General features: G+C 64.3%; 17 protein-coding genes. 9 read left to right on the top strand and 8 right to left on the bottom strand.

Going from position 1 to position 18120, the window contains the following annotated elements:
- Window position 1 precedes the first annotated feature (1 nt).
- Entirely contained in the window at window positions 2-2860 is a 2859-nt protein-coding gene (locus CEW83_RS07240) for an Hsp70 family protein (RefSeq protein WP_234419016.1), read from the top strand.
- Between the two features lie 102 nt (window positions 2861-2962).
- Window positions 2963-3241 (top strand): acylphosphatase, encoded by a 279-nt coding sequence (locus CEW83_RS07235; RefSeq protein WP_108948746.1) that lies wholly within the window; start codon window positions 2963-2965, stop codon window positions 3239-3241.
- A gap of 84 nt (window positions 3242-3325) precedes the next feature.
- On the opposite strand, the gene CEW83_RS07230 is transcribed toward CEW83_RS07235, so the two are convergent.
- Window positions 3326-3604 (bottom strand): peptidylprolyl isomerase, encoded by a 279-nt coding sequence (locus CEW83_RS07230; RefSeq protein ID WP_108948745.1) that lies wholly within the window; start codon window positions 3602-3604, stop codon window positions 3326-3328.
- A gap of 119 nt (window positions 3605-3723) precedes the next feature.
- On the opposite strand from CEW83_RS07230, the gene CEW83_RS07225 reads away from it, so the two are divergent.
- Entirely contained in the window at window positions 3724-4755 is a 1032-nt protein-coding gene (locus tag CEW83_RS07225) for a threonine aldolase family protein (RefSeq protein WP_108948744.1), read from the top strand.
- A 27-nt stretch (window positions 4756-4782) separates the two neighbouring features.
- Here the strand turns inward: CEW83_RS07225 and CEW83_RS07220 are convergent, their stop codons facing one another.
- Both CEW83_RS07220 and CEW83_RS07215 read right to left on the bottom strand, forming a co-directional pair.
- Entirely contained in the window at window positions 4783-5292 is a 510-nt protein-coding gene (locus CEW83_RS07220; protein ID WP_108951255.1) for a YbaK/EbsC family protein, read from the bottom strand.
- 108 nt (window positions 5293-5400) lie between these two features.
- Window positions 5401-6216 carry a tetratricopeptide repeat protein gene (locus CEW83_RS07215; RefSeq protein ID WP_108948743.1) on the bottom strand — a complete coding sequence of 272 codons (816 nt, stop codon included), beginning with the start codon at window positions 6214-6216 and terminating at the stop codon, window positions 5401-5403.
- Window positions 6217-6510: 294 nt separating this feature from the next.
- Here CEW83_RS07215 and CEW83_RS07210 point away from each other — a divergent pair, with 294 nt between their 5' ends.
- The gene (locus CEW83_RS07210) at window positions 6511-7089 is read left to right on the top strand and encodes a hypothetical protein (RefSeq protein ID WP_159099406.1); all 579 of its coding nucleotides are present in this window, start codon (window positions 6511-6513) and stop codon (window positions 7087-7089) included.
- Window positions 7090-7139: 50 nt separating this feature from the next.
- Here CEW83_RS07210 and CEW83_RS07205 read toward each other — a convergent pair whose 3' ends face one another.
- Both CEW83_RS07205 and CEW83_RS07200 read right to left on the bottom strand, forming a co-directional pair.
- Window positions 7140-8054, bottom strand: coding sequence for a pirin family protein (locus tag CEW83_RS07205; RefSeq protein ID WP_108948741.1), 915 nt, complete (start codon window positions 8052-8054; stop codon window positions 7140-7142).
- A gap of 137 nt (window positions 8055-8191) precedes the next feature.
- Entirely contained in the window at window positions 8192-9094 is a 903-nt protein-coding gene (locus CEW83_RS07200) for a LysR family transcriptional regulator (RefSeq protein ID WP_199915228.1), read from the bottom strand.
- A 128-nt stretch (window positions 9095-9222) separates the two neighbouring features.
- Between CEW83_RS07200 and CEW83_RS07195 the strand changes: the two genes are divergently transcribed.
- Entirely contained in the window at window positions 9223-10107 is an 885-nt protein-coding gene (locus CEW83_RS07195) for a DMT family transporter (protein WP_108951254.1), read from the top strand.
- 36 nt (window positions 10108-10143) lie between these two features.
- Here CEW83_RS07195 and CEW83_RS21000 read toward each other — a convergent pair whose 3' ends face one another.
- Window positions 10144-10602 carry a methyltransferase family protein gene (locus tag CEW83_RS21000; protein ID WP_159099405.1) on the bottom strand — a complete coding sequence of 153 codons (459 nt, stop codon included), beginning with the start codon at window positions 10600-10602 and terminating at the stop codon, window positions 10144-10146.
- A 229-nt stretch (window positions 10603-10831) separates the two neighbouring features.
- Window positions 10832-11272, bottom strand: coding sequence for a GatB/YqeY domain-containing protein (locus CEW83_RS07185; protein WP_108948738.1), 441 nt, complete (start codon window positions 11270-11272; stop codon window positions 10832-10834).
- Between the two features lie 255 nt (window positions 11273-11527).
- Here CEW83_RS07185 and CEW83_RS07180 point away from each other — a divergent pair, with 255 nt between their 5' ends.
- The 3 genes from CEW83_RS07180 to CEW83_RS07170 are packed head-to-tail and all read left to right on the top strand — an operon-like array spanning window position 11528 to window position 16261.
- A complete protein-coding gene (locus tag CEW83_RS07180; protein ID WP_108948737.1) occupies window positions 11528-13300 on the top strand; it encodes an N-acetylglutaminylglutamine amidotransferase in 1773 nt (590 codons plus the stop codon).
- 10 nt (window positions 13301-13310) lie between these two features.
- Window positions 13311-15059 (top strand): N-acetylglutaminylglutamine synthetase, encoded by a 1749-nt coding sequence (gene ngg / locus CEW83_RS07175; protein WP_108951253.1) that lies wholly within the window; start codon window positions 13311-13313, stop codon window positions 15057-15059.
- Complete coding sequence (locus tag CEW83_RS07170; protein ID WP_108948736.1) at window positions 15056-16261, top strand: osmoprotectant NAGGN system M42 family peptidase; 1206 nt, start codon at window positions 15056-15058, stop codon at window positions 16259-16261. The genes ngg and CEW83_RS07170 overlap by 4 nt, the downstream gene beginning before the upstream one ends.
- Before the next feature lie 40 nt (window positions 16262-16301).
- Here CEW83_RS07170 and CEW83_RS07165 read toward each other — a convergent pair whose 3' ends face one another.
- Window positions 16302-16742: a hypothetical protein gene (locus CEW83_RS07165; protein ID WP_199915227.1), complete on the bottom strand. Its 441-nt coding sequence runs from the start codon at window positions 16740-16742 to the stop codon at window positions 16302-16304.
- A gap of 309 nt (window positions 16743-17051) precedes the next feature.
- On the opposite strand from CEW83_RS07165, the gene CEW83_RS07160 reads away from it, so the two are divergent.
- On the top strand, window positions 17052-18014 hold the full coding sequence (locus CEW83_RS07160) for a DUF808 domain-containing protein (RefSeq protein ID WP_108948735.1): 963 nt from the start codon (window positions 17052-17054) through the stop codon (window positions 18012-18014).
- Window positions 18015-18120 lie beyond the last annotated feature (106 nt).

Below are 18120 nucleotides of genomic sequence, written 5' to 3'. Positions count from 1 at the left end.
AGTGAGCAAGCGTTCCAGCGATGTCGGTGCCGGGCGGTCGATGCGTTACCGCGTCGGTATCGACCTCGGCACCAGCAATACGGTCGTCGCCTACGCGGCGCCGGGCAGTGACGAGATTCAGCTGCTGTCCATCACCCAGCTCGTCGCGCCGGGCGCGGTGGCCGGGCGGCCGATGTTGCCCTCCTTGCGCTATCACCCCGCAAAGGGGGGGCTGGCGGCGGGAGACACTGCCTTGCCATGGGCAGCGCCCGATCTCGCCGGTGTCGAGCAGGCGGTGGTCGGCGCCCTCGCGCGCGATCTCGGGGCGCAGGTGCCGGGGCGAGTGGTGTCCAGCGCCAAGAGCTGGCTGTCGCATGGCGCAGTCGATCGGCTCGCGCCCATCCTGCCGTGGGGCGCGGGCGATGATGTAGCCAAGGTGTCGCCGCTGGCGGCGAGTGCGAGCTATCTTGCGCATGTGCGTGCGGCGTGGCTGCAGCATTTCCCGCAGGCTCCGCTCGAAGCACAGGAGATCGTGCTCACGGTGCCGGCATCCTTCGACGAGGGTGCGCGTGCGCTGACCGTCGAGGCCGCGCGGCTGGCAGGGTTGCACACGCTGCGCCTGCTCGAAGAGCCGCAGGCCGCATGTTACGACTGGCTGTTTCGCAAGCGCGCCAGCCTTGCCGCCGAGTTGCAGCACACCCGGCTGCTGCTGGTGTGCGATGTTGGCGGTGGCACGACCGACCTCACCCTGATTCAGGTTGAGTCGGGCGCAGACATGCCGCAGCTCACCCGTATCGGGGTCGGCGATCACCTGATGCTGGGTGGCGACAACATGGATCTGGCCCTGGCGCATCTGCTCGAGCCGTGGCTGAGCGCAGCAGGACAAAGGCTGACGGCAGCACGCTTTTCACAGCTCGTGCAGCAATGCCGCAACGCCAAGGAACAGCTGCTCGCCGACGGTGCGCCGGCGCAGGTGACGGTGACCCTGCTGGGCGCCGGCGCCAGGCTGATCGGTGGCGCGCGCTCTGCCGAACTCACCCGCGACGAGGTCGAGCGTCTCGTTGCCGACGGTTTCTTCCCCTTGGTGGGCGCAGACGAGCAACCCCGCCGTCGCCGCGCCGGCATCGTCGAGTTCGGCTTGCCCTATCCAGCTGATGCAGCGATCACGCGCCACCTTGCGGCATTCCTCGGTCGTCACGCCAGCGCTTCACGCGCCGCACTCGGCGAGTCCGCGCCGGCCGCAGAGGCACTGCCGGTACCGGATACGGTATTGCTCAACGGCGGCGTGTTCCGCTCGCCAAGGCTTGCGTCGCGGATTGTGGAGATGCTCGCGCAGTGGCGCGGGACATCGCCACAGGTGCTGGCCAACGATGCCGAGGTGGCCGTGGCACGCGGAGCGGTGGCCTATTCGCTGGTACGCGACGGTCTGGCGCCGGCGATTGGCGGCGGCTCGGCGCGAAGCTACTTTCTGGTGCTGGACGACAGGCAGGGCGCGGACGCGGGTGGCGCGCGCGGCATTTGCGTCCTGCCGCGCGGCACGGAGGAAGATCGGGAGATTCACCTCAGCGAACACCGTTTTGCGTTGCGCCTCGGGCAGCCGGTGCGCTTCCATCTGGTTGCTTCCAGTGCCGGTCTGGCGCATCAGCCGGGCGACGTGGTGTCGCTCTCGGGCGAGGATTTCGTCCGTCTGCCGCCGATCGCAACCGTCGTGGGCAAGTCGGGCGAGGGCAGCGGGCGCGGAGACGTGACGGTCGAACTCATCAGTACGATTACGGAGGTCGGCTCCCTGCAGATGCACTGTGTCAGCACGGACGAGCCTGATCGGCGCTGGCTGCTCGAATTCCAGCTGCGTGGCGCCGATACCGAGGCTGACACGGCTGCGGATCCGCAGGCCGGGTTGCCGCCGCGTTTTGCCGAGGCGGTGGCGTGCATCGACCGGGTGTTTGGCAGTGCACCCTCAGGTGGCGGTTCGGGCGGGGCTTCGAGTGCCGGTGCGGTCACGCCGGTGCGGCAGTTGCGCGGCGAGCTCGAAATGCTGCTGGGCAAGCGCGAGACCTGGGACATGGCGCTTGCGCGCGCCCTGTTCGATGCCCTCTGGGCACGTGCCAAGCGCCGCCGGCGTTCCGCCCAGCATGAGCGGGTGTGGCTCAATCTGGCGGGATTCTGCCTGCGTCCGGGGTATGGCGCACCGCTCGACGACTGGCGCATCGAGCAGTTGTGGCCGCTGTTTGAACAAGGCCTGCAGTATGTGAATGAGCGCCAGAACTGGTCGGAGTGGTGGACGCTGTGGCGGCGCGCCGCAGCCGGACTCGCTGAGCCGGCCCAGCTCGTCCTGCTTGAGGTGCTGGCCAACCAGCTCGAGGCGCTGGTGTCCGCCTCCAGGCGCAATCAGAATCAGAACCCGGCCTTCGCCGCCTACGACGACATGGTGCGACTGGCGGCGTCGCTCGAGCGGGTACCGCTCGAGCACAAGGTGGAGGTGGGGCGCTGGCTGCTCGAACGTCTGGCGCAGCCGGCAGAGAAAGCACAGGGATGGTGGGCGCTCGGTCGGGTGGGCGCGCGCGCGCCGCTCTATGCCAGCCCGCACACGGCGGTACCGGCCGAGGTCGCTGCCGAATGGCTGGGTGCGGTGCTTGCGCTGGACTGGAAGAAGGTTGAACCCGCGGCCTTTGCTGCGGCGCAGCTGGCGCGCTTCACCTGTGATCGAGCGCGCGATCTGTCGCTCACGGTGCGCGAGGAGGTGGGGCGTCGTCTGGTGCAGATCAATGCGCCGGAGAGCTGGATCCAGCAGGTACGCGAGCTGGTGGCGCTGGACGAGGCGGACCGCCGCCGTGCCTTTGGCGAATCGCTGCCGGCGGGGCTGACGCTCATCGAACGTTGAGGATGGACGGCGGTGGCATTCATGCCGTCAAATGGACCTTTCCACGCATGAAGCGCGGACGGGGTGAAGTCAATTGAAACTGTGGGAGCTGGGGAAGGGGTGATGTCTGAACGTGTGCTGCATCTTGAAATTCGGGGTCGTGTCCAGGGCGTCTACTACCGCGCGTCGATGGTCGAACAGGCGACCGCGCTGGGTGTGAAGGGCTGGGTGCGGAATCGGCCGGATGGCTCGGTTCAGGCCATGATCGCCGGCGAAGAGGCTGTGCTGCAGACGCTGATCGAGTGGGCAAAGGTGGGCCCGGCAGACGCGGTGGTACGCGAGGTGGTGGTCAGCGAGGGAGAAGGATTTTTCGAGATTTTCGAGCAGCGCCAGACCGGCTGAACGCGCGCCGGAACATGGCGCGGATGAAAGTGTTGAAGGGGCTCAGCCCCTTCAACACCGGCACCGGCTGAAACAGCTCAGTGCTTAGCTGCGGCTGGTGACTTCGAGCAGGTGGTAGCCGAACTGGGTCTTCACCGGGCCTTGCACGACATTGATCGGTGCGCTGAACACGACGGTGTCGAATTCCTTGACCATCTGACCCGGGCCGAAGGAGCCGAGGTCACCGCCTTGACGGCCTGACGGGCAGGTCGAGTTCTCTTTCGCGACTTGCGCGAAGTCGGCGCCGGCTTCGATGGCGGCTTTGAGTTCGTTGCACTTGGCTTCGCTGGCGACCAGGATGTGACGTGCAGTGGCTTTTGCCATGTGGATTGCTCCTTTTGAGAAAGCGGAGAGCCTACCGTAATCTGGGCATGAGTCAAACGCCACGGCGGAAAACGTCGATGACGGACAGCAGTGCTTTTCGGATTTTTTGGGAGTTCAGCATGCAGCATTTCGCCAGCGACAACTACGCCGGTATCTGCCCGGAGGCGATGGAGGCGTTCGTGTCGGCCAACGCGGCGCACGCGCCTGCCTATGGCGACGATGAGTGGACGCGACGGGTGTCCGAGCGCCTGCGAGACCTTTTTGAAACCGACTGCGATGTGTACTTCGTCTTCAACGGCACCGCGGCAAATTCGCTGGCCCTGGCGGCCTTGTGCCAGAGCTACCATAGCGTGATCTGCCACGAACTGGCGCACGTCGCGACCGACGAATGTGGCGGTCCGGAGTTCTTTTCCAACGGGTCCAAGCTGCTCACTGCCCCGGGCGCAGGCGGCAAGCTGACACCGGACGCGGTGAGAGAGGTGATTGCGCGGCGCAGCGATATCCACTACCCGAAGCCACGCGTGGTGACGCTGACGCAGGCCACCGAGGTTGGCACGGTCTATCGTCCCGACGAGATTGCCGCCATCGCCGCCCTCGCGCATGCAAGCGATCTGCGCGTGCACATGGACGGTGCCCGCTTTGCCAACGCAGTGGCGTCGCTTGGGGTGTCGCCAGCCGATGTGACCTGGCGTGCCGGCGTCGATGTGCTGTGTTTTGGCGGTACCAAGATGGGCTTGCCGATGGGTGAGGCGGTAGTCTTCTTCGACCGCCGTCTGTCCGAGGACTTCGCCTGGCGATGCAAGCAGGCGGGTCAGCTTGCGTCGAAGATGCGTTTCCTTGCCGCGCCTTGGCTCGGCATTCTCGAAGACGATGTGTGGCTGAAGCATGCACGCCACGCCAACGCCATGGCACAGCGACTGGCGGCCGGGCTGGCGGCGATTCCGGGGGCCGGGTTGCTGTTTGCGGTCGAGGCCAATGGCGTATTCGTCCACTTGCCTGCGCGGGTGCTCGATGGTCTGCGCGCGCGGGGCCTGCGCTTCTACACCTTCATCGGGGCCGGTGGGGCACGCTTCATGTGTGGCTGGGACACGCAGGTCGAAAGTGTCGATGCCTTGCTCGAAAACATTCGCGCGCTCATGGCCGAGGCCTGATCGCTCAGAGCCTTCAGCCTGGACGGTTCATGGCGCCTGCCGGACGTCGACCACGCGGATGCCGGGGATCCGGTGCAGGTCGTCTGCGGCGAGCCTGAAAACCGTGTTCGGTGTGCCCGCTGCAGCCCAGATCGGGTCGAGCGCCCATAGCGCGGCGTCGACCAGTACGCTCACCTCGCCGGTGTGGCCAACCGGCGCCACGCCGCCAATGACGAACCCGGTCTGAGCGCGCACGAAATTGGCGTCGGCGCGCTTGACCCCTTCGCCGAGCACTTCCTTCAGTTTCTTCTCGTCGATGCGGTCGGCTCCGCTGGCGATGACCAGCACGCAGCGTTCCGATTGCCTGGTCGTGAAGACGATCGACTTGGCGATCTGTTCGACACCACACCCAATCGCTGCAGCGGCCTCTGCACTGGTACGTGTCGGAATGGTGAATTCGACGATGTCGGATGGCATGCCGAGCGTGCGCAGGGCGCGTTCAACCCGGGTGCGGGATGCAGAGGTGGTCTGGGGCGATTGCAGCGCGGTTTCTGACATGGCGGGATCGGTGGCAGAACGAAAATCCAAAGTCTAGCAAGTGCGCCCCGAAAGAAAAATGCCGAATGCGTTGTGCCGGGCGCGGGGCGCGGGGTACGGGGCGGGTGACTACTCACCGCCCTCCGCCTCGCTTGCGGCTGCGAGTGCCGCAAGCGCCGGCGGATAGTGCTGGTCCGCTGCGCGTTCGAGCCAGTGCCGGCTGCGCGCGATATCGACGGGCTGCCCCTTGCCGGTGCGGAACATGACGGCCAGCGCGTACTGCGCCTCGGCTTCGCCCGCCTCGGCTGCGATGGCGAAACGTCGAGCGGCTTCGTCCAGGCTGCGTTCGACGCCAAGCCCGGCCTCGTACATCCACGCAAGACGCGTCTGCGATCTGGCGTCGCCCTGTGTGGCGAGCTGCCGGTAAAGGCTCGCGGCCTCGGCGTGTCTGCCGCTGCTCGAGAGGATTTCGGCCCGCTCGAAATCGCCGGGTGTGCGTTCGGGCATGGACAGCGACTGCAGCCGTGCGGTGGCATCGCGATCTCCCGCCGCTGCCGCACGGCTCAGGTAGTAGCGTGCCTTCTCAAGGTCCTTACCAAGTATTCCGCCGCTGCTGTAGAGCATGCCCAGGCGATACTGGGCCTTGAAGTTGCCGGCGTCTGCTGCCGCGATGTACAGCGCCTCGGCCTTGGCGAGGTCTCGCGGCTCACCGAGACCGTCTTCCGCCAGCACAGCGAGGTTGAACAAGGCGTCGGTATTACCAACGCCCGCCAGCACCTCCCACACATGGCGAGCACCATCGTAGTTGGCCATCTTGAACTCGGCGTAGGCCTTGTAGTTGCCCATCGCCGGATTCCTGATCCAGTCGCTGCGGCTGCTGTCCTGCGCAATCAGCAGGGATGACGCGGACACGAGCGGGAAAAACAGAAGCCAGGTGCGTTTCATTGTCAGTGCCCTTAGGTAGGGTGACACGGTGAAGAACGATAACACCGGGCGATAACACCGGGCGATAACACCGGGCGATAACACCGGGCGATAACACCGGGCGATAACACCGGGCGATAACACCGGGCGACCGCACCAGGCGCTAGCACGGGAGCGCTCAGCCGGTGCTGCATCGCACGCTGGCTGCGGACCGGTCGGTAGCCTGCATGCTCGAGGCTTGAGTCGATAAATCAATGGGTTCAGACTGGTGTCGAGGCCCGATGTTCCTGGGCCCAGACTCACGGGAGCGCCCTGATGAATCCAATACGTCTGCGGGTGAGGTTTCAGGTCTGTCTGTTCGCCGCTTTCCTTGCAGGCTGGCCTGCCGTTGTATCCGCAGCAGAGCTGGACGGGACGAAGACCATCTTTGCAAACACACGCGACAAGCAACGCATCCCGCTTGGGACGGTTCGTTTTTCGCCGCGGGGTGGGGGTGTCAGTTCGTTTGAGATCAGCATGGATCACGCGCGCTTCGCGGACTACTTTCTGTCGATGAAGGAGTTCAAGTGTCTCGACGGCAAGGTCGAGATCGTCTGCCATGTGCCCTATCCCTACTCGAACCCGCGCACGGTGAGCGCAAAGGACATGAGCTGGCTCGAGCACGATCTGCTGTTTCTCTTCAAGCGTCCGGGCGAGTTCGGTGCCAGCATGAGAAACGGCCTGTACTTCAGACTTGAACCGGATGAGCGCGGGTGGGTGGGCAGCCCGCAAGCGATCGACCTCAACTACATCAGTGCGCCGCCTGATGCCGCCGACGTGGCGCCGTACGACCCGGCCACGCGCGATGATGTTGCCCCGGGCGAGCGCTGGATCGAGTCTCTTTTGATCGAATAACGCGACCGGCGGCTCGATTTGCCCGGTGCGCACCCGGGCCGACCAGGGGATCACTCGGGCAAGGGGATGAACTCCGTCTCGTCACCAGGCACCTTGGGAAACCGGCCAGCCTTCCAGTCCTGCCGCGCCTGCTCGATACGCGCCTTGCGGCTGGAGACGAAGTTCCAGTCGATGAAGCGCGTGCCAAGGTGCTCACCACCAATGATCGCGATGCGCGATTCACGGGTCGCCTCCAGGACGACACCTGCGACATTGGCGAACACTGCCATCGAATGCTCGGGTATGTCGGTGCCCTGGGCCTTCAGACTGCCCTGGGCCACATACACCGCACGCTCTTCAGCCGCAGGCAGCGCAAGCGACTGACCCGCGTGCAGATGGGCTTCCAGGTACAGGGTTTCGGCAAAGACCTTCACCGGGGAGCTGACTCCGAAGGCCGAGCCCATCATGACGCGCACTGGGACGCCCTCGACCGTGACCGAAGGGATCGCCGCTGCGGGGTAGTGATGGAAGGCGGCGTCGATTTCTTCGTCCTTTTCCGGCAGCGCGAGCCAGAGTTGAAGGCCGTGCAGGCGATGCGGCACGGCGGTCAGTTCCGGACGTTCGCGCTCGGAATGCACGATGCCGCTGCCTGCCACCATCAGGTTGATGTCGCCGGGGCGTATGGCCTGCAGGCTGCCGAGCGAGTCACGGTGCAGGATCTCGCCTTCGAACAGATAGGTGACGGTGGCGATGTTGACGTGCGGGTGCGGCCTGACATTGATGCCCTTACCGGCCGGAAATTCCGCCGGCCCCATGTGATCGAAGAAGATCCACGGGCCCACCATCTTGCGCTGTGCGGTGGGTAGCGTCCGCCGCACCGAGAATCCGCCCAGATCCTTGTCGCGGGGCTGGATGATGTGTTCAATCGCGCCGCAGCCTTGCGCTGCGGTGCAGTCGTGCTCCACCTGCCGGGTCGGGTTGCTCATGGCTTGCCTCGGGTCGGGGTTTGAGTCAGCACACGTCCGACGTCGTCTGCGTCAGCGTGGTTTCAGCTGTCTGTTCCTGTGCATGTATTACGGCCGAGGAACACGCAGGAGTCAATGTGATTTGTTGGCAGCGCTGATCAGCGCGGCATTCCCGGCGCCTTGGTGTCAGTGGCCAGTTTTTCCACCAGATAATCGATCCAGACTCGCAGCTTTGCCGGCAAAAAGCGGTTTGAGGGATAGAGCAACCACGCCGTGCCGGCGTATTCGGTCCTGTGCTCCCAGCCCGGGAGCACTTCGATCAGTGTTCCGCGCTGCAGCGCTGCCCGCGCAGTGAATTCGGGCAGGCTGGCGATACCAAGGTGCTGCAGTGCGCCTTCAAGCCTGATCTCGCTGTGATTGGCAACATAGCGGCCACTCACCTTGACGCGGGCGCTGTCTCCTGCGCGATCAAAGCGCCAGTGGCGGTCGCGTTCATCCTCCCCGAGATACAGGCAACGATGCTGCGCCAGGTCATGCGGGTGGGAGGGCGTGCCTGCGTCTGCCAGATACTGCGGGGTGGCGCAGACGATGTGGCGGATGTGCATCAAGGGCCGTCCCGCGAGGCCCGGCGGCGGCGCATCGGTGACGCGGATGGCGAGGTCGATGGCCTCTTCAAACAGGTCCACGGTGCGGTCGGTCACCACCATCTGCACGTCCACCTCCGGATAGCGGCGCAGGAACTCGGGCATCAGGGGATGGATGACCAGACGCCCCAGCGCCTTGGCCATGCTCACGCGCACCAGGCCGCGAGGCTCGGCCGTGTGGGTATCGCTCAGCGCCAGGACTTCGCGCGCGGCCGACACCATGTCCTGACAGCGGGCATATGCGGCAGTCCCGGCGTCGGTCAGGCGCAGCTTGCGCGTCGTTCGCTCAAGCAGTCGCACTTGCAGCACGGCTTCCAGTCGCGCCACCTGACGACTGACTGCCGACGGGGTGAGCCCCATGCGCCGCGCAGCAGCCGAGAAGCTGCCGCAGTCGACCACGCAGGCGAAGGCTGCCATGTCAGACAAGCATTCAGGGGGATGATTGATGCGCATGAGGAACAGGTGTTGTTCTAGATCGCAGGATTATCGCTTTGAGTGCCTTAATTGACAATTTGCGCTTCCAGTTCATCTGCGTTGTTCCTGCCATGTCGATACGTGTTGGCTCCGTGCCCCAAGGTCTGCTCCGTGCGTCCGATGTCGCCATGATTCTCGTGGCGATTGTCTGGGGGAGCAGTTACGGCGTCGCCAAGAGCGCCCTGGTCTTCTATCCCGTACTGGGCTTTCTTGCGGTGCGCTTCATTCTGACCTTTGCCCTGCTGCTGCCGTCCGTGCTGCGTGCGTCGGCCCGGCAGCAGCGCGATGCGATTCGTACCGGGCTGCCGCTCGGTGCGCTGATGCTGGCGATCTTTCTGTGTGAAACCTTCGGGGTGGCGAACACACAGGCCAGCAACGCTGCGTTCCTGATCAGCCTGTGCGTGGTATTCACGCCATTTGTCGAGTGGTCGATGGAGCGAGTCCGCCCGCCGCGGGCCATGTTCCTGTTTGCCGGTGTGTCCCTGGCGGGCGCACTGCTGCTCAGCGGCGGACTGTCGGGCACGCTCGGATTCGGGGACTGCCTGATGCTTGCAGCCGCGCTGTTGCGTGCGATCACCGTCTGCCAGACGAGCAGGCTGACTCGCGGCAGCACTGCGCCAGCGCTGGTGCTGACGGCGGTTCAGGCTGCAGTCGTTGGTTTTGGCAGCCTGGGGCTGGCCGTTCTTGCATTCGATGGTTTGCCCGCGCTGCCCGCGGAAGCCGCATTCTGGCAATCCACCGCCTATCTGGTTCTTGGCTGCACCCTGTTTGCCTTCTACGTCCAGAACTGGGCCCTCAGGCACAGCTCGCCGAGCCGGGTGGCCTTGCTGACCAGCAGCGAACCGGTGTTTGGTGCGCTCTTTGCGGTGTTCTGGCTTGGGGAAAGCCTCAGTGTTGCGGGCTGGCTGGGTGGTGGTTTGATGGTTCTTGCTGCACTGTGGGCGTGTGCGAGATGAAAGCCCTGACCGCTTCGACTACCGGCAGCAGGAAGATCAGAGCCAGCGCCGGGCCTTGGTCTTGTAGTTTTCGTACTCCACGCCAAAAACCGAGGCGAGGATTCGTTCCTCGGGCAGGATCTGAAAATGGTGGATGTAGAGCGCAAAGACCGGCGGGCCGAGGACGGCTGCGGACAGGGGCAGATGAACCGCCCAGCCTGCGAGTGTGATCACGAGCCCGAGATACATCGGATTGCGGCTCAGCCGGAAAACACCCGTGGTGACGAGGGATGACGTCCTCTCCGGATGCATCGGGTTGATCGTCGTGCGCGCAAGCCAGAAGGTCAGTATGCCGCTTGCGCTGATGAGGCCCCCAGCGAGGGCAATCGGGCCGCCTATCGCCAGTTGCAAGGGTGTGGACTGCGCCTCGGGAGGCAGGTAGGCAAGGTGCCACATTGCCAGGGCGACAAGCGCAGCGACGACAGGAGGCGGTAGTTTGAGTTGCAGGGCTGACATGTGCGAATGACTGATTGCGGGCATCGATGCCGGCTGCGTCGGTGCTGCTCGGCGGCACTCCCGAACCCGGTTGTCCAGGGCGGTGATTCCTGCTCCGCCTGCGAGCCAAGGGGCGCTCGACGCCGAAAACCCCTGGTCCCGCGCCCGTGCTGAGGGCAAGGCCTGCCCATCGGATCGAGGCCTGTACGACAGGCAGCGCCCCCCAATAACGGGCGCCTGCCGCGGCAAATCAGCCGGCCAGGGCCTCACGCACCCAGGCGTTGGCCTGCTTGGCATCGAAGTTGGTTCCGTACTTTGCCTTCAGCGCACCCATCACGGTACCCATCGACTTCGGGCTGCGATCGGCGAGACCCGCGACGGTTTCCGCAATGAAGGCCTTCACTTCGGCTTCCGACGCCATGGCCGGGAGATAGCTCGCAAGGATGTCGGACTCGGTGCGCAGAATGGCAAGCCGAGCTTCATCCTTGATCACTGCAAGCGCTTCCTGATTGTTCTTGAGGAACTTGCGGATGGTCTGCTGCACTTCGTCGTCACTGCTTTCACGGTTGCCGGCGTTCTTGCCCACCATCTCGGCCTCGCCGATCAGGGTGCTCAGCAGCGTGGCGCGAACGCTGTCTGCCGCTTTGCGTGCAAGCAATGAATCCTTTTTCAGTTGTGCCAGGAGGCTCATCGGTGTACTCCGGAATAGGGTGGGCCTGCGTCGTTCCGCCTTGCGTGTGCCAGCGCTTGGGCGGCATTCATGCGCAGCAAGAGAGGGCGGGATTTTACCCGACTTCCGTGCATGTCCGGCGAGTTGATTGGCTGTTGTTCCGGGCAGGACGGGCAGGGAAGTGCTATGACAGATGGGGGGGCGGATGGCGATGCACAAATTCAGACAAAATATATTTGTTAGAATGTATAGATTGTCATCAAACAGGAATGCCATATGTGTGGAATTGCAGGTGAGGTGAGATTCGATGGGCAGACGCCCGATCTGAGCGCCATTTCGCGGATGAACGAACATCAGCAGCGGCGTGGTCCGGACAACGGCGGCGTGTTTGCGCAGGGCGCACAGGCTTGGGGCCACCGGCGACTCAAGATCATGGACCTCTCCGAATCTGCGCAGCAGCCGATGGTGGATCCTCAACTCGGCCTTGGCATCGTGTTCAACGGTGCGATCTACAATCACCCCGAACTGCGGCGTGAACTTGAAGGCAAGGGTTATCAGTTTTTCTCGCACGGCGACACGGAGGTCCTGCTGAAGGCCTATCACGCCTGGGGGCCGGACTTCGTGCAGCGCCTCAATGGCATGTTTGCGTTTGCGCTCTGGGAGCGCGACAGCGGCAAGGTGCTGCTTGGCCGCGACCGGCTTGGCATCAAGCCGCTGTATTACGCTGAACTGCCGGGCGGACTGCGCTTTGCATCCAGCCTGCCGGCCTTGCTCAAGGCGGGTGGGGTGGACACGAGCATCGATCCGGCCGCGCTCAACTTCTATCTGTCTTTTCATGCGGTGGTTCCGGCGCCTTACACGCTGCTGTCGGGGGTGCGCAAACTGCCGCCCGGCACGCTGATGAGCATCGAAGCGGATGGGCGACGCACCGAACGCAGCTTCTGGTCGCTGGTGTATCCGCAGGATGCAGCCGACGAGAACCGCAGCTTCGAAGAATGGACCGAGATTCTGCTCGACAGTCTGCGAGGCGCGGTCAAGCGGAGGCTGGTGGCGGATGTGCCGGTCGGCGCCCTGCTCTCCGGCGGGGTTGATTCAAGCCTGATCGTGGGCCTGATGTCCGAGGCCGGGGTGAAGGATCTGCGCACCTACAACGTCGGTTTCGAGGATGTGGGCGGCGAGAAGGGCAACGAGTTCGAGTATGCGGACATCGTCGCGCGTGAGTTCGGCACGATTCATGAGCGCATCTTCGTGCCCGAGTCCGAATTGCTCACCCGCCTGCCCGAGGCGGTCGATGCGATGAACGAGCCCATGGTCAGCCACGACTGCATCGGCTTCTATCTGCTCTCCGAAGCGGTGTCGCGCCACAGCAAGGTGGTGCAGAGCGGGCAGGGCGCGGACGAAGTGTTCGGTGGCTATCACTGGTATCCGAAGGTCGCCAACAGCAATGATCCGGTGGCAGATTATCTTGCGGCCTTCCGCGACCGGGATTTTGAAGAGTACAGCCGTGTCGTGAGTCCGGCCTATCAGGGTGTGGACTGCAGCGGCGCCTTCGTTGCCGCCAGCTTCAACGGGCCCGGAGCGCACGATCCGGTGGACAAGGCCTTGCGCCTGGATACCACGATCATGCTGGTGGACGATCCGGTGAAACGGGTTGACAACATGACGATGGCGTTCGGGCTCGAGGCGCGCGTACCCTTCCTTGACCACGAGCTGGTCGAACTCGCTGCCCGTATTCCCTCGCGTCACAAGCTGTCCCATGGGGGCAAGGGTGTGCTCAAGGAGGCGGCGCGCAAGGTCATTCCGTCGGCGGTCATCGACCGTCCCAAGGGCTACTTCCCGGTGCCGGCGCTCAAGTATCTTCAGGGGCCGGTGCTGGAGCGGGTCCGGGATTCGTTGAGCAGCCGCTCGGCGCGGGAGCGCGGGCTGTTCCGCAAGGACTACGTCGACACGTTGCTGGCCGATCCGATGGCGCACATCACGCCCTTGCGCGGCTCCAAGCTCTGGCAGCTCGGCCTGCTCGAGTGGTGGCTTCAGACGCATGTTTCCTGAGGAGCGGGTGATGATCCGCAAACAGCTTGCGCGCGTGAGACGCGCCGGAAATCAGGCGCTGCATCTGCCCGCCGGTCAGCCCGAAGCCGTGGCGATGCCGGAGGATGTCATCGTGGAGTGTGGCTGGGGGCGCTGGCTGCCGGCACAGACCTGGCGCGATCCGGCCGCGCTCGCCAGCCAGTTGTTGCTTGAGCGTGCGGGCCAGCGTGATATTGCCTTCTATGTCGAAAAGCCGCAGGTGGTCGTGGGCTCCGCGCCGCAACAGCTCTTTCTCGACCCGTCCGATGCCTTCCGCCTGCAATTGAGCGCCTATCGCGCTCAACGCGCGACGCGTCGCGGATTCAATGTGCGGCGTTTGCGCACCCGCGCCGATGTGGCCGCGATCAATGCCCTGTACCGGATGCGACGCATGGTGCCGGTCGATCCGCAACGGGTGTGGCGTGAGCGCGCGAGCCGGGTGATCACCTATGCGCTGGCCGAAGATCGCTGCACCGGCGAGGTGATCGGCGTGGCAATGGGCATGGATCATGTCGAAGCCTTTGCCGACCCCCAGGCCGGTTCCAGTCTGTGGGCGCTGGCTGTGGCACCGCAGGCGACCTATCCCGGCGTGGGTGAGGCGCTGGTGCGCTATCTCGCCGAGCACTACCTCGCACGTGGCCGGGCATGGATGGACGTTTCGGTGTTGCACGACAACGTGCAGGCGATCAGTCTGTATGAAAAGCTCGGCTTTCAGCGGATTCCGGCGTTTGCAGTGAAGCGGCGCAATGCGATCAACGAGGCGCTGTTTACCGGCCCGTCTGAGGGCCTCGAGGGGCTCAACCCGTATGCGCGGCTGATTGTCGACGAGGCCATACGGCGCGGCATTCACGCCGAGATTCTGGATGCCGAGGGCGGGTACTTCCGCCTGACACTGGGCGGGCGCAGCATCGTCTGTCGCGAGTCGCTCTCCGAGCTGACCTCGGCCATCGCAATGAGCCGGTGCCAGGACAAGCGCGTGACGCTGAAACTGCTGGCGGCAGAAGGGGTCAGCGTACCGGCCCAGATCGGTGCCGATGATCCCGCCGCGCGCGCCGCATTTCTGGCCAGGTATGGCGCAGTCGTGGTGAAGCCGGTCGAGGGTGAGCAGGGCAAGGGTATCAGCGTCAATCTCACGGCCGCGGATGAAGTCACGGCTGCGGTGGAGCGTGCGCATGGTTTCTGCGATCGCGTCATCGTCGAGCAGTTCTGCAGCGGCGAGGATCTGCGCATCGTCGTCATCGATTTTCGCGTGGTGGCCGCTGCAGTGAGGCGCCCGCCAGTGGTGGTCGGCGATGGTGAGAGTTCGGTGCAGACCCTGGTCGAGAAGCAGAGTCGGCGTCGCGCCGCGGCCACAGGGGGCGAGTCGAAGATTCCCCTCGATGACGAAGCCGAGCGCTGCATTCGTTCGCAAGGCTGGACGCTGTCCTCCGTGCTGCCCGCCGAAACCCGTCTGCGGGTGCGCAACACTGCCAATCTGCACACCGGTGGCACCATTCACGATGTGACTGCGGACTTGCACCCGGCCTTGCGCGAAGCCGCCGAAAAGGCTGCCCGCGTGCTCGATATTCCAGTGACCGGGCTCGACTTTCTGGTGCCGGCGGTCGATGGCCCGGATTACGTCATCATCGAGGCCAACGAACGCCCCGGGCTCGCAAACCATGAGCCTCAGCCCACCGCGGAGCGCTTTGTCGACCTGCTGTTTCCGCGCAGTCGGCAGCTCACAGGAGAACTTCATACATGACGCAGAAAATACCGCCGATCGATTACGAGTACCTCGAGGAAACCATGCTGCAACTGCTGGCCATCCCCAGTCCGGTCGGGCTTACGGATGCCGTGGTGCGCTATGCGGCGGGGCGCCTGGAAGCGCTCGAGATTTCCTACGAACTGACGCGCCGTGGCGCGATTCGCGGCACCTTGCGCGGACGCGAAGCACAGCCTGCACGCGCCATCGTTGCCCACCTCGACACCCTTGGCGGCATGGTGCGCAGTCTCAAGTCCAATGGTCGGCTCGAGATCGTGCCGATCGGGCACTGGTCCTCGCGCTTCGCCGAAGGCTCGCGGCTGACGATCTTTACCGACAGCGGTCATGTGCGGGGAACCTGCCTCCCGCTCAAGACATCGGGGCACGCCTTCGGTGGCGAGGTCGATACCCAGCCTGTCGGCTGGGAGTTCGTCGAGGTCAGGGTCGATCTGCCCGTCGCCGACAAGGCGGGTCTTGAGCAGGCCGGTATCAATGTCGGCGATTGGATCGCTTTCGACCCCGAGCCCGAAATCCTGGCCAGCGGCTATATCAACTCGCGCTACCTCGATGACAAGGCCGCGGTGGCCGCACTGCTCACCGCATGCAAGGCGGTGCGTGATCACAAGCTGCAGCTGCCGGTCGATGTGCATCCGCTGCTTACCATCACCGAAGAGGTCGGGTCGGGGGCGTCGGCCGCCTTGCACGGCGAGATTGCCGAAATGCTCAGCCTCGACATCTCCATCGCGGCGCCGGGACAGAATACCTCGGAGCATGCGGCGACGATCTGCATGCAGGACATGTCCGGACCCTTCGACTATCACCTGACGCACAAGCTGATCAGCCTGGCGAAGGAAAACGACATCGCCCATCGGCGCGATATTTTCCGCTACTACCGCTCCGACTCGGCGGCGGCTGTCGAAGCCGGAAACGACATTCGAACCGCGCTGATCGGCTTCGGTGCGGATGCCTCGCACGGGCAGGAGCGCACCCACCGTGATGCGCTGGTGGCGCTGACGCAGCTGGTGATTGCCTACATGATCAGCGAGCCGGTTGCGCGTCGTGACAGCCACTCGATGGGTTCGCTCGAAGGCTTCACCGAGCAGCTGCGTCCGCAGGACATGGTGCTGCCCACGACGCCGCTGCCGACGCCCGAGGAGTTTCTCGACGCGCCGTTTTCGGTGACGCCGTCAGAGCGGCTGTGAATCGGGCGCACCGCGATCGTTCGCGGTGCGCCTCAGGGCTTCAGTTGCGCTGCGCGCTCCGTCTCAGCCCCCTGTCGGAGGCTGGGGTGTGCGGATGCCATTCGACCTGGCCGAGACTGCAGGTCGGGGAGCAGGTTGGTTCGCTGTGATCGACCTGCTCAGCGCAGGGGCTCAGGCAGTTCTGCCGGTTCAGGCACAGGCAGAAATAGCCACGCGGGAATGAGTTCATCCCCGGATCGGGTTCGGAAAGATCGAAGGTTTCAATCTGCACCATATGCAGAAATCGCTCTACTGCCAGGCGTCCGCGAAATGTGGTCAGCTGACCGTTGCTCGCGCACAGGCGACGACCGTCCATGGAGATCGCAAAGCACTGCTCGTCTCCCGCACCAACCGGGTGCACACACACATGCATCGACTTGCGTCGCCATTCGGGCGCAACCGCGAGTTCGAGCCACGTTGCCACTCGTCCGTTCCTGTCCATTGTCTGTCTCCTCTTGTCCCGCCTTGTATTGGGAAGCATAGAGGACTTGTGGCAGGAATTCCATTTGGATTAGGAGGGTGGCGAGGTGCCTGATAGTCAAGGCAAAATGAAGGCCTGCCGCCCGGGTCGAAAGCCCACGGCTACGGGACTTTTGAGTGCCGTGCCGGACGCCTTTGTGAGGGTCGGATCGAATGCCGGACCGGGCTTGAGCCCGGCAGTCGTGGATTTGCCTGCTTAAGGTCTTATAGTGACACCTTTCAATTCTGCGCGACCTGACCGGCCGCGCGCTTGCCGAGAACGGATGCCCTGATGGCCGGAGCCAGTCTGCTTGCCCTGTTGGATGACATTGCGACCGTCCTTGACGATGTCGCGGTAATGACCAAGGTCGCTGCCAAGAAAACGGCTGGTGTGCTCGGCGACGACCTTGCGCTCAATGCCGAGCAGGTTTCGGGCGTGCGAGCCGAGCGCGAACTGCCGGTGGTGTGGGCGGTTGCGAAGGGGTCAATGCTGAACAAGGTGATTCTGGTGCCGGCGGCACTGGCGATCAGCGCCTTCATCCCCTGGCTGGTGACGCCGCTTCTGATACTGGGGGGGCTGTTCCTGTGCTACGAAGGTGTCGAGAAGCTGGCGCACAAGTTTCTGCACGATCCGGCCGAGGATGCTGCTCACCATGCCAAGCAACTGGCGGCGGTGGCGGATGAAAGTGTTGATCTGGCCGAGTTTGAAGCGGACAAGATCAAGGGGGCGATCCGCACCGACTTTGTGCTCTCGGCCGAGATCATCGTGATCGCACTGGGTACCGTGACCGGTCAGCCCTTCGTGACCCAGCTTACGGTCTTGTCGGCTATTGCGGTGCTGATCACGGTTGCGGTGTACGGCCTGGTGGCGGGCATCGTGAAGATGGACGATGTCGGTCAGCACCTGCTGGAGAAGACGAGCGCTGTCTGGCAACTTGTCGGACGCGGGCTGCTGCTGGCGGCGCCCCGCCTGATGAAGGCGCTTGCGGTCATCGGAACGGCGGCCATGTTCATGGTGGGAGGCGGCATCCTGACCCATGGTGTTCCGCTGCTGCACCATGGTATCGAAAACGCTGCAGAGGTGGCCGGCGCGGTGGCCGGCATCGGCGGTGTGCTGGGTGTGGCAACACCGCTTGTGCTCGACGTGGTGGTCGGCATCATCGCGGGCGCCCTGACCCTGGCTGCGCTCAGGCTTGTCGGCAAGGTCCGCACGGCGTTTGGCCTTGGCGCCGAGGGTCCGTCCGGCAAGGGCTGATCGCTGCGACTGATTGTGATGTGCCGGTGCAATACCGGCATGCGCCCCGTCGGTGTCGATGCGGGTGCGCTGACGCTTGACCACCGTCATTCCGTCTTTGCCCGTC

Source organism: Parazoarcus communis (genome assembly GCF_003111645.1).
GTDB lineage: Bacteria > Pseudomonadota > Gammaproteobacteria > Burkholderiales > Rhodocyclaceae > Parazoarcus > Parazoarcus communis_A.
The sequence above is the reverse complement of the archived record's forward strand: the minus strand, read 5'-3'. Positions and strand labels throughout refer to the sequence as shown.

Coding starts and splice junctions, on each gene's coding strand:
- CEW83_RS07170 (WP_108948736.1), top strand. CDS start 15,056: ATGACGCAGAAAATACCGCCGATCGATTACGAGTACCTCGAGGAAACC.
- CEW83_RS07225 (WP_108948744.1), top strand. CDS start 3,724: ATGCAGCATTTCGCCAGCGACAACTACGCCGGTATCTGCCCGGAGGCG.
- CEW83_RS07160 (WP_108948735.1), top strand. CDS start 17,052: ATGGCCGGAGCCAGTCTGCTTGCCCTGTTGGATGACATTGCGACCGTC.
- CEW83_RS07205 (WP_108948741.1), bottom strand. CDS start 8,054: ATGAGCAACCCGACCCGGCAGGTGGAGCACGACTGCACCGCAGCGCAA.
- CEW83_RS07220 (WP_108951255.1), bottom strand. CDS start 5,292: ATGTCAGAAACCGCGCTGCAATCGCCCCAGACCACCTCTGCATCCCGC.
- ngg (WP_108951253.1), top strand. CDS start 13,311: ATGATCCGCAAACAGCTTGCGCGCGTGAGACGCGCCGGAAATCAGGCG.
- CEW83_RS07215 (WP_108948743.1), bottom strand. CDS start 6,216: ATGAAACGCACCTGGCTTCTGTTTTTCCCGCTCGTGTCCGCGTCATCC.
- CEW83_RS07200 (WP_199915228.1), bottom strand. CDS start 9,094: ATGGCAGCCTTCGCCTGCGTGGTCGACTGCGGCAGCTTCTCGGCTGCT.
- CEW83_RS07235 (WP_108948746.1), top strand. CDS start 2,963: ATGTCTGAACGTGTGCTGCATCTTGAAATTCGGGGTCGTGTCCAGGGC.
- CEW83_RS07185 (WP_108948738.1), bottom strand. CDS start 11,272: ATGAGCCTCCTGGCACAACTGAAAAAGGATTCATTGCTTGCACGCAAA.
- CEW83_RS07165 (WP_199915227.1), bottom strand. CDS start 16,742: ATGGACAGGAACGGACGAGTGGCAACGTGGCTCGAACTCGCGGTTGCG.
- CEW83_RS07180 (WP_108948737.1), top strand. CDS start 11,528: ATGTGTGGAATTGCAGGTGAGGTGAGATTCGATGGGCAGACGCCCGAT.
- CEW83_RS07195 (WP_108951254.1), top strand. CDS start 9,223: ATGTCGATACGTGTTGGCTCCGTGCCCCAAGGTCTGCTCCGTGCGTCC.
- CEW83_RS07210 (WP_159099406.1), top strand. CDS start 6,511: ATGAATCCAATACGTCTGCGGGTGAGGTTTCAGGTCTGTCTGTTCGCC.
- CEW83_RS21000 (WP_159099405.1), bottom strand. CDS start 10,602: ATGTCAGCCCTGCAACTCAAACTACCGCCTCCTGTCGTCGCTGCGCTT.
- CEW83_RS07230 (WP_108948745.1), bottom strand. CDS start 3,604: ATGGCAAAAGCCACTGCACGTCACATCCTGGTCGCCAGCGAAGCCAAG.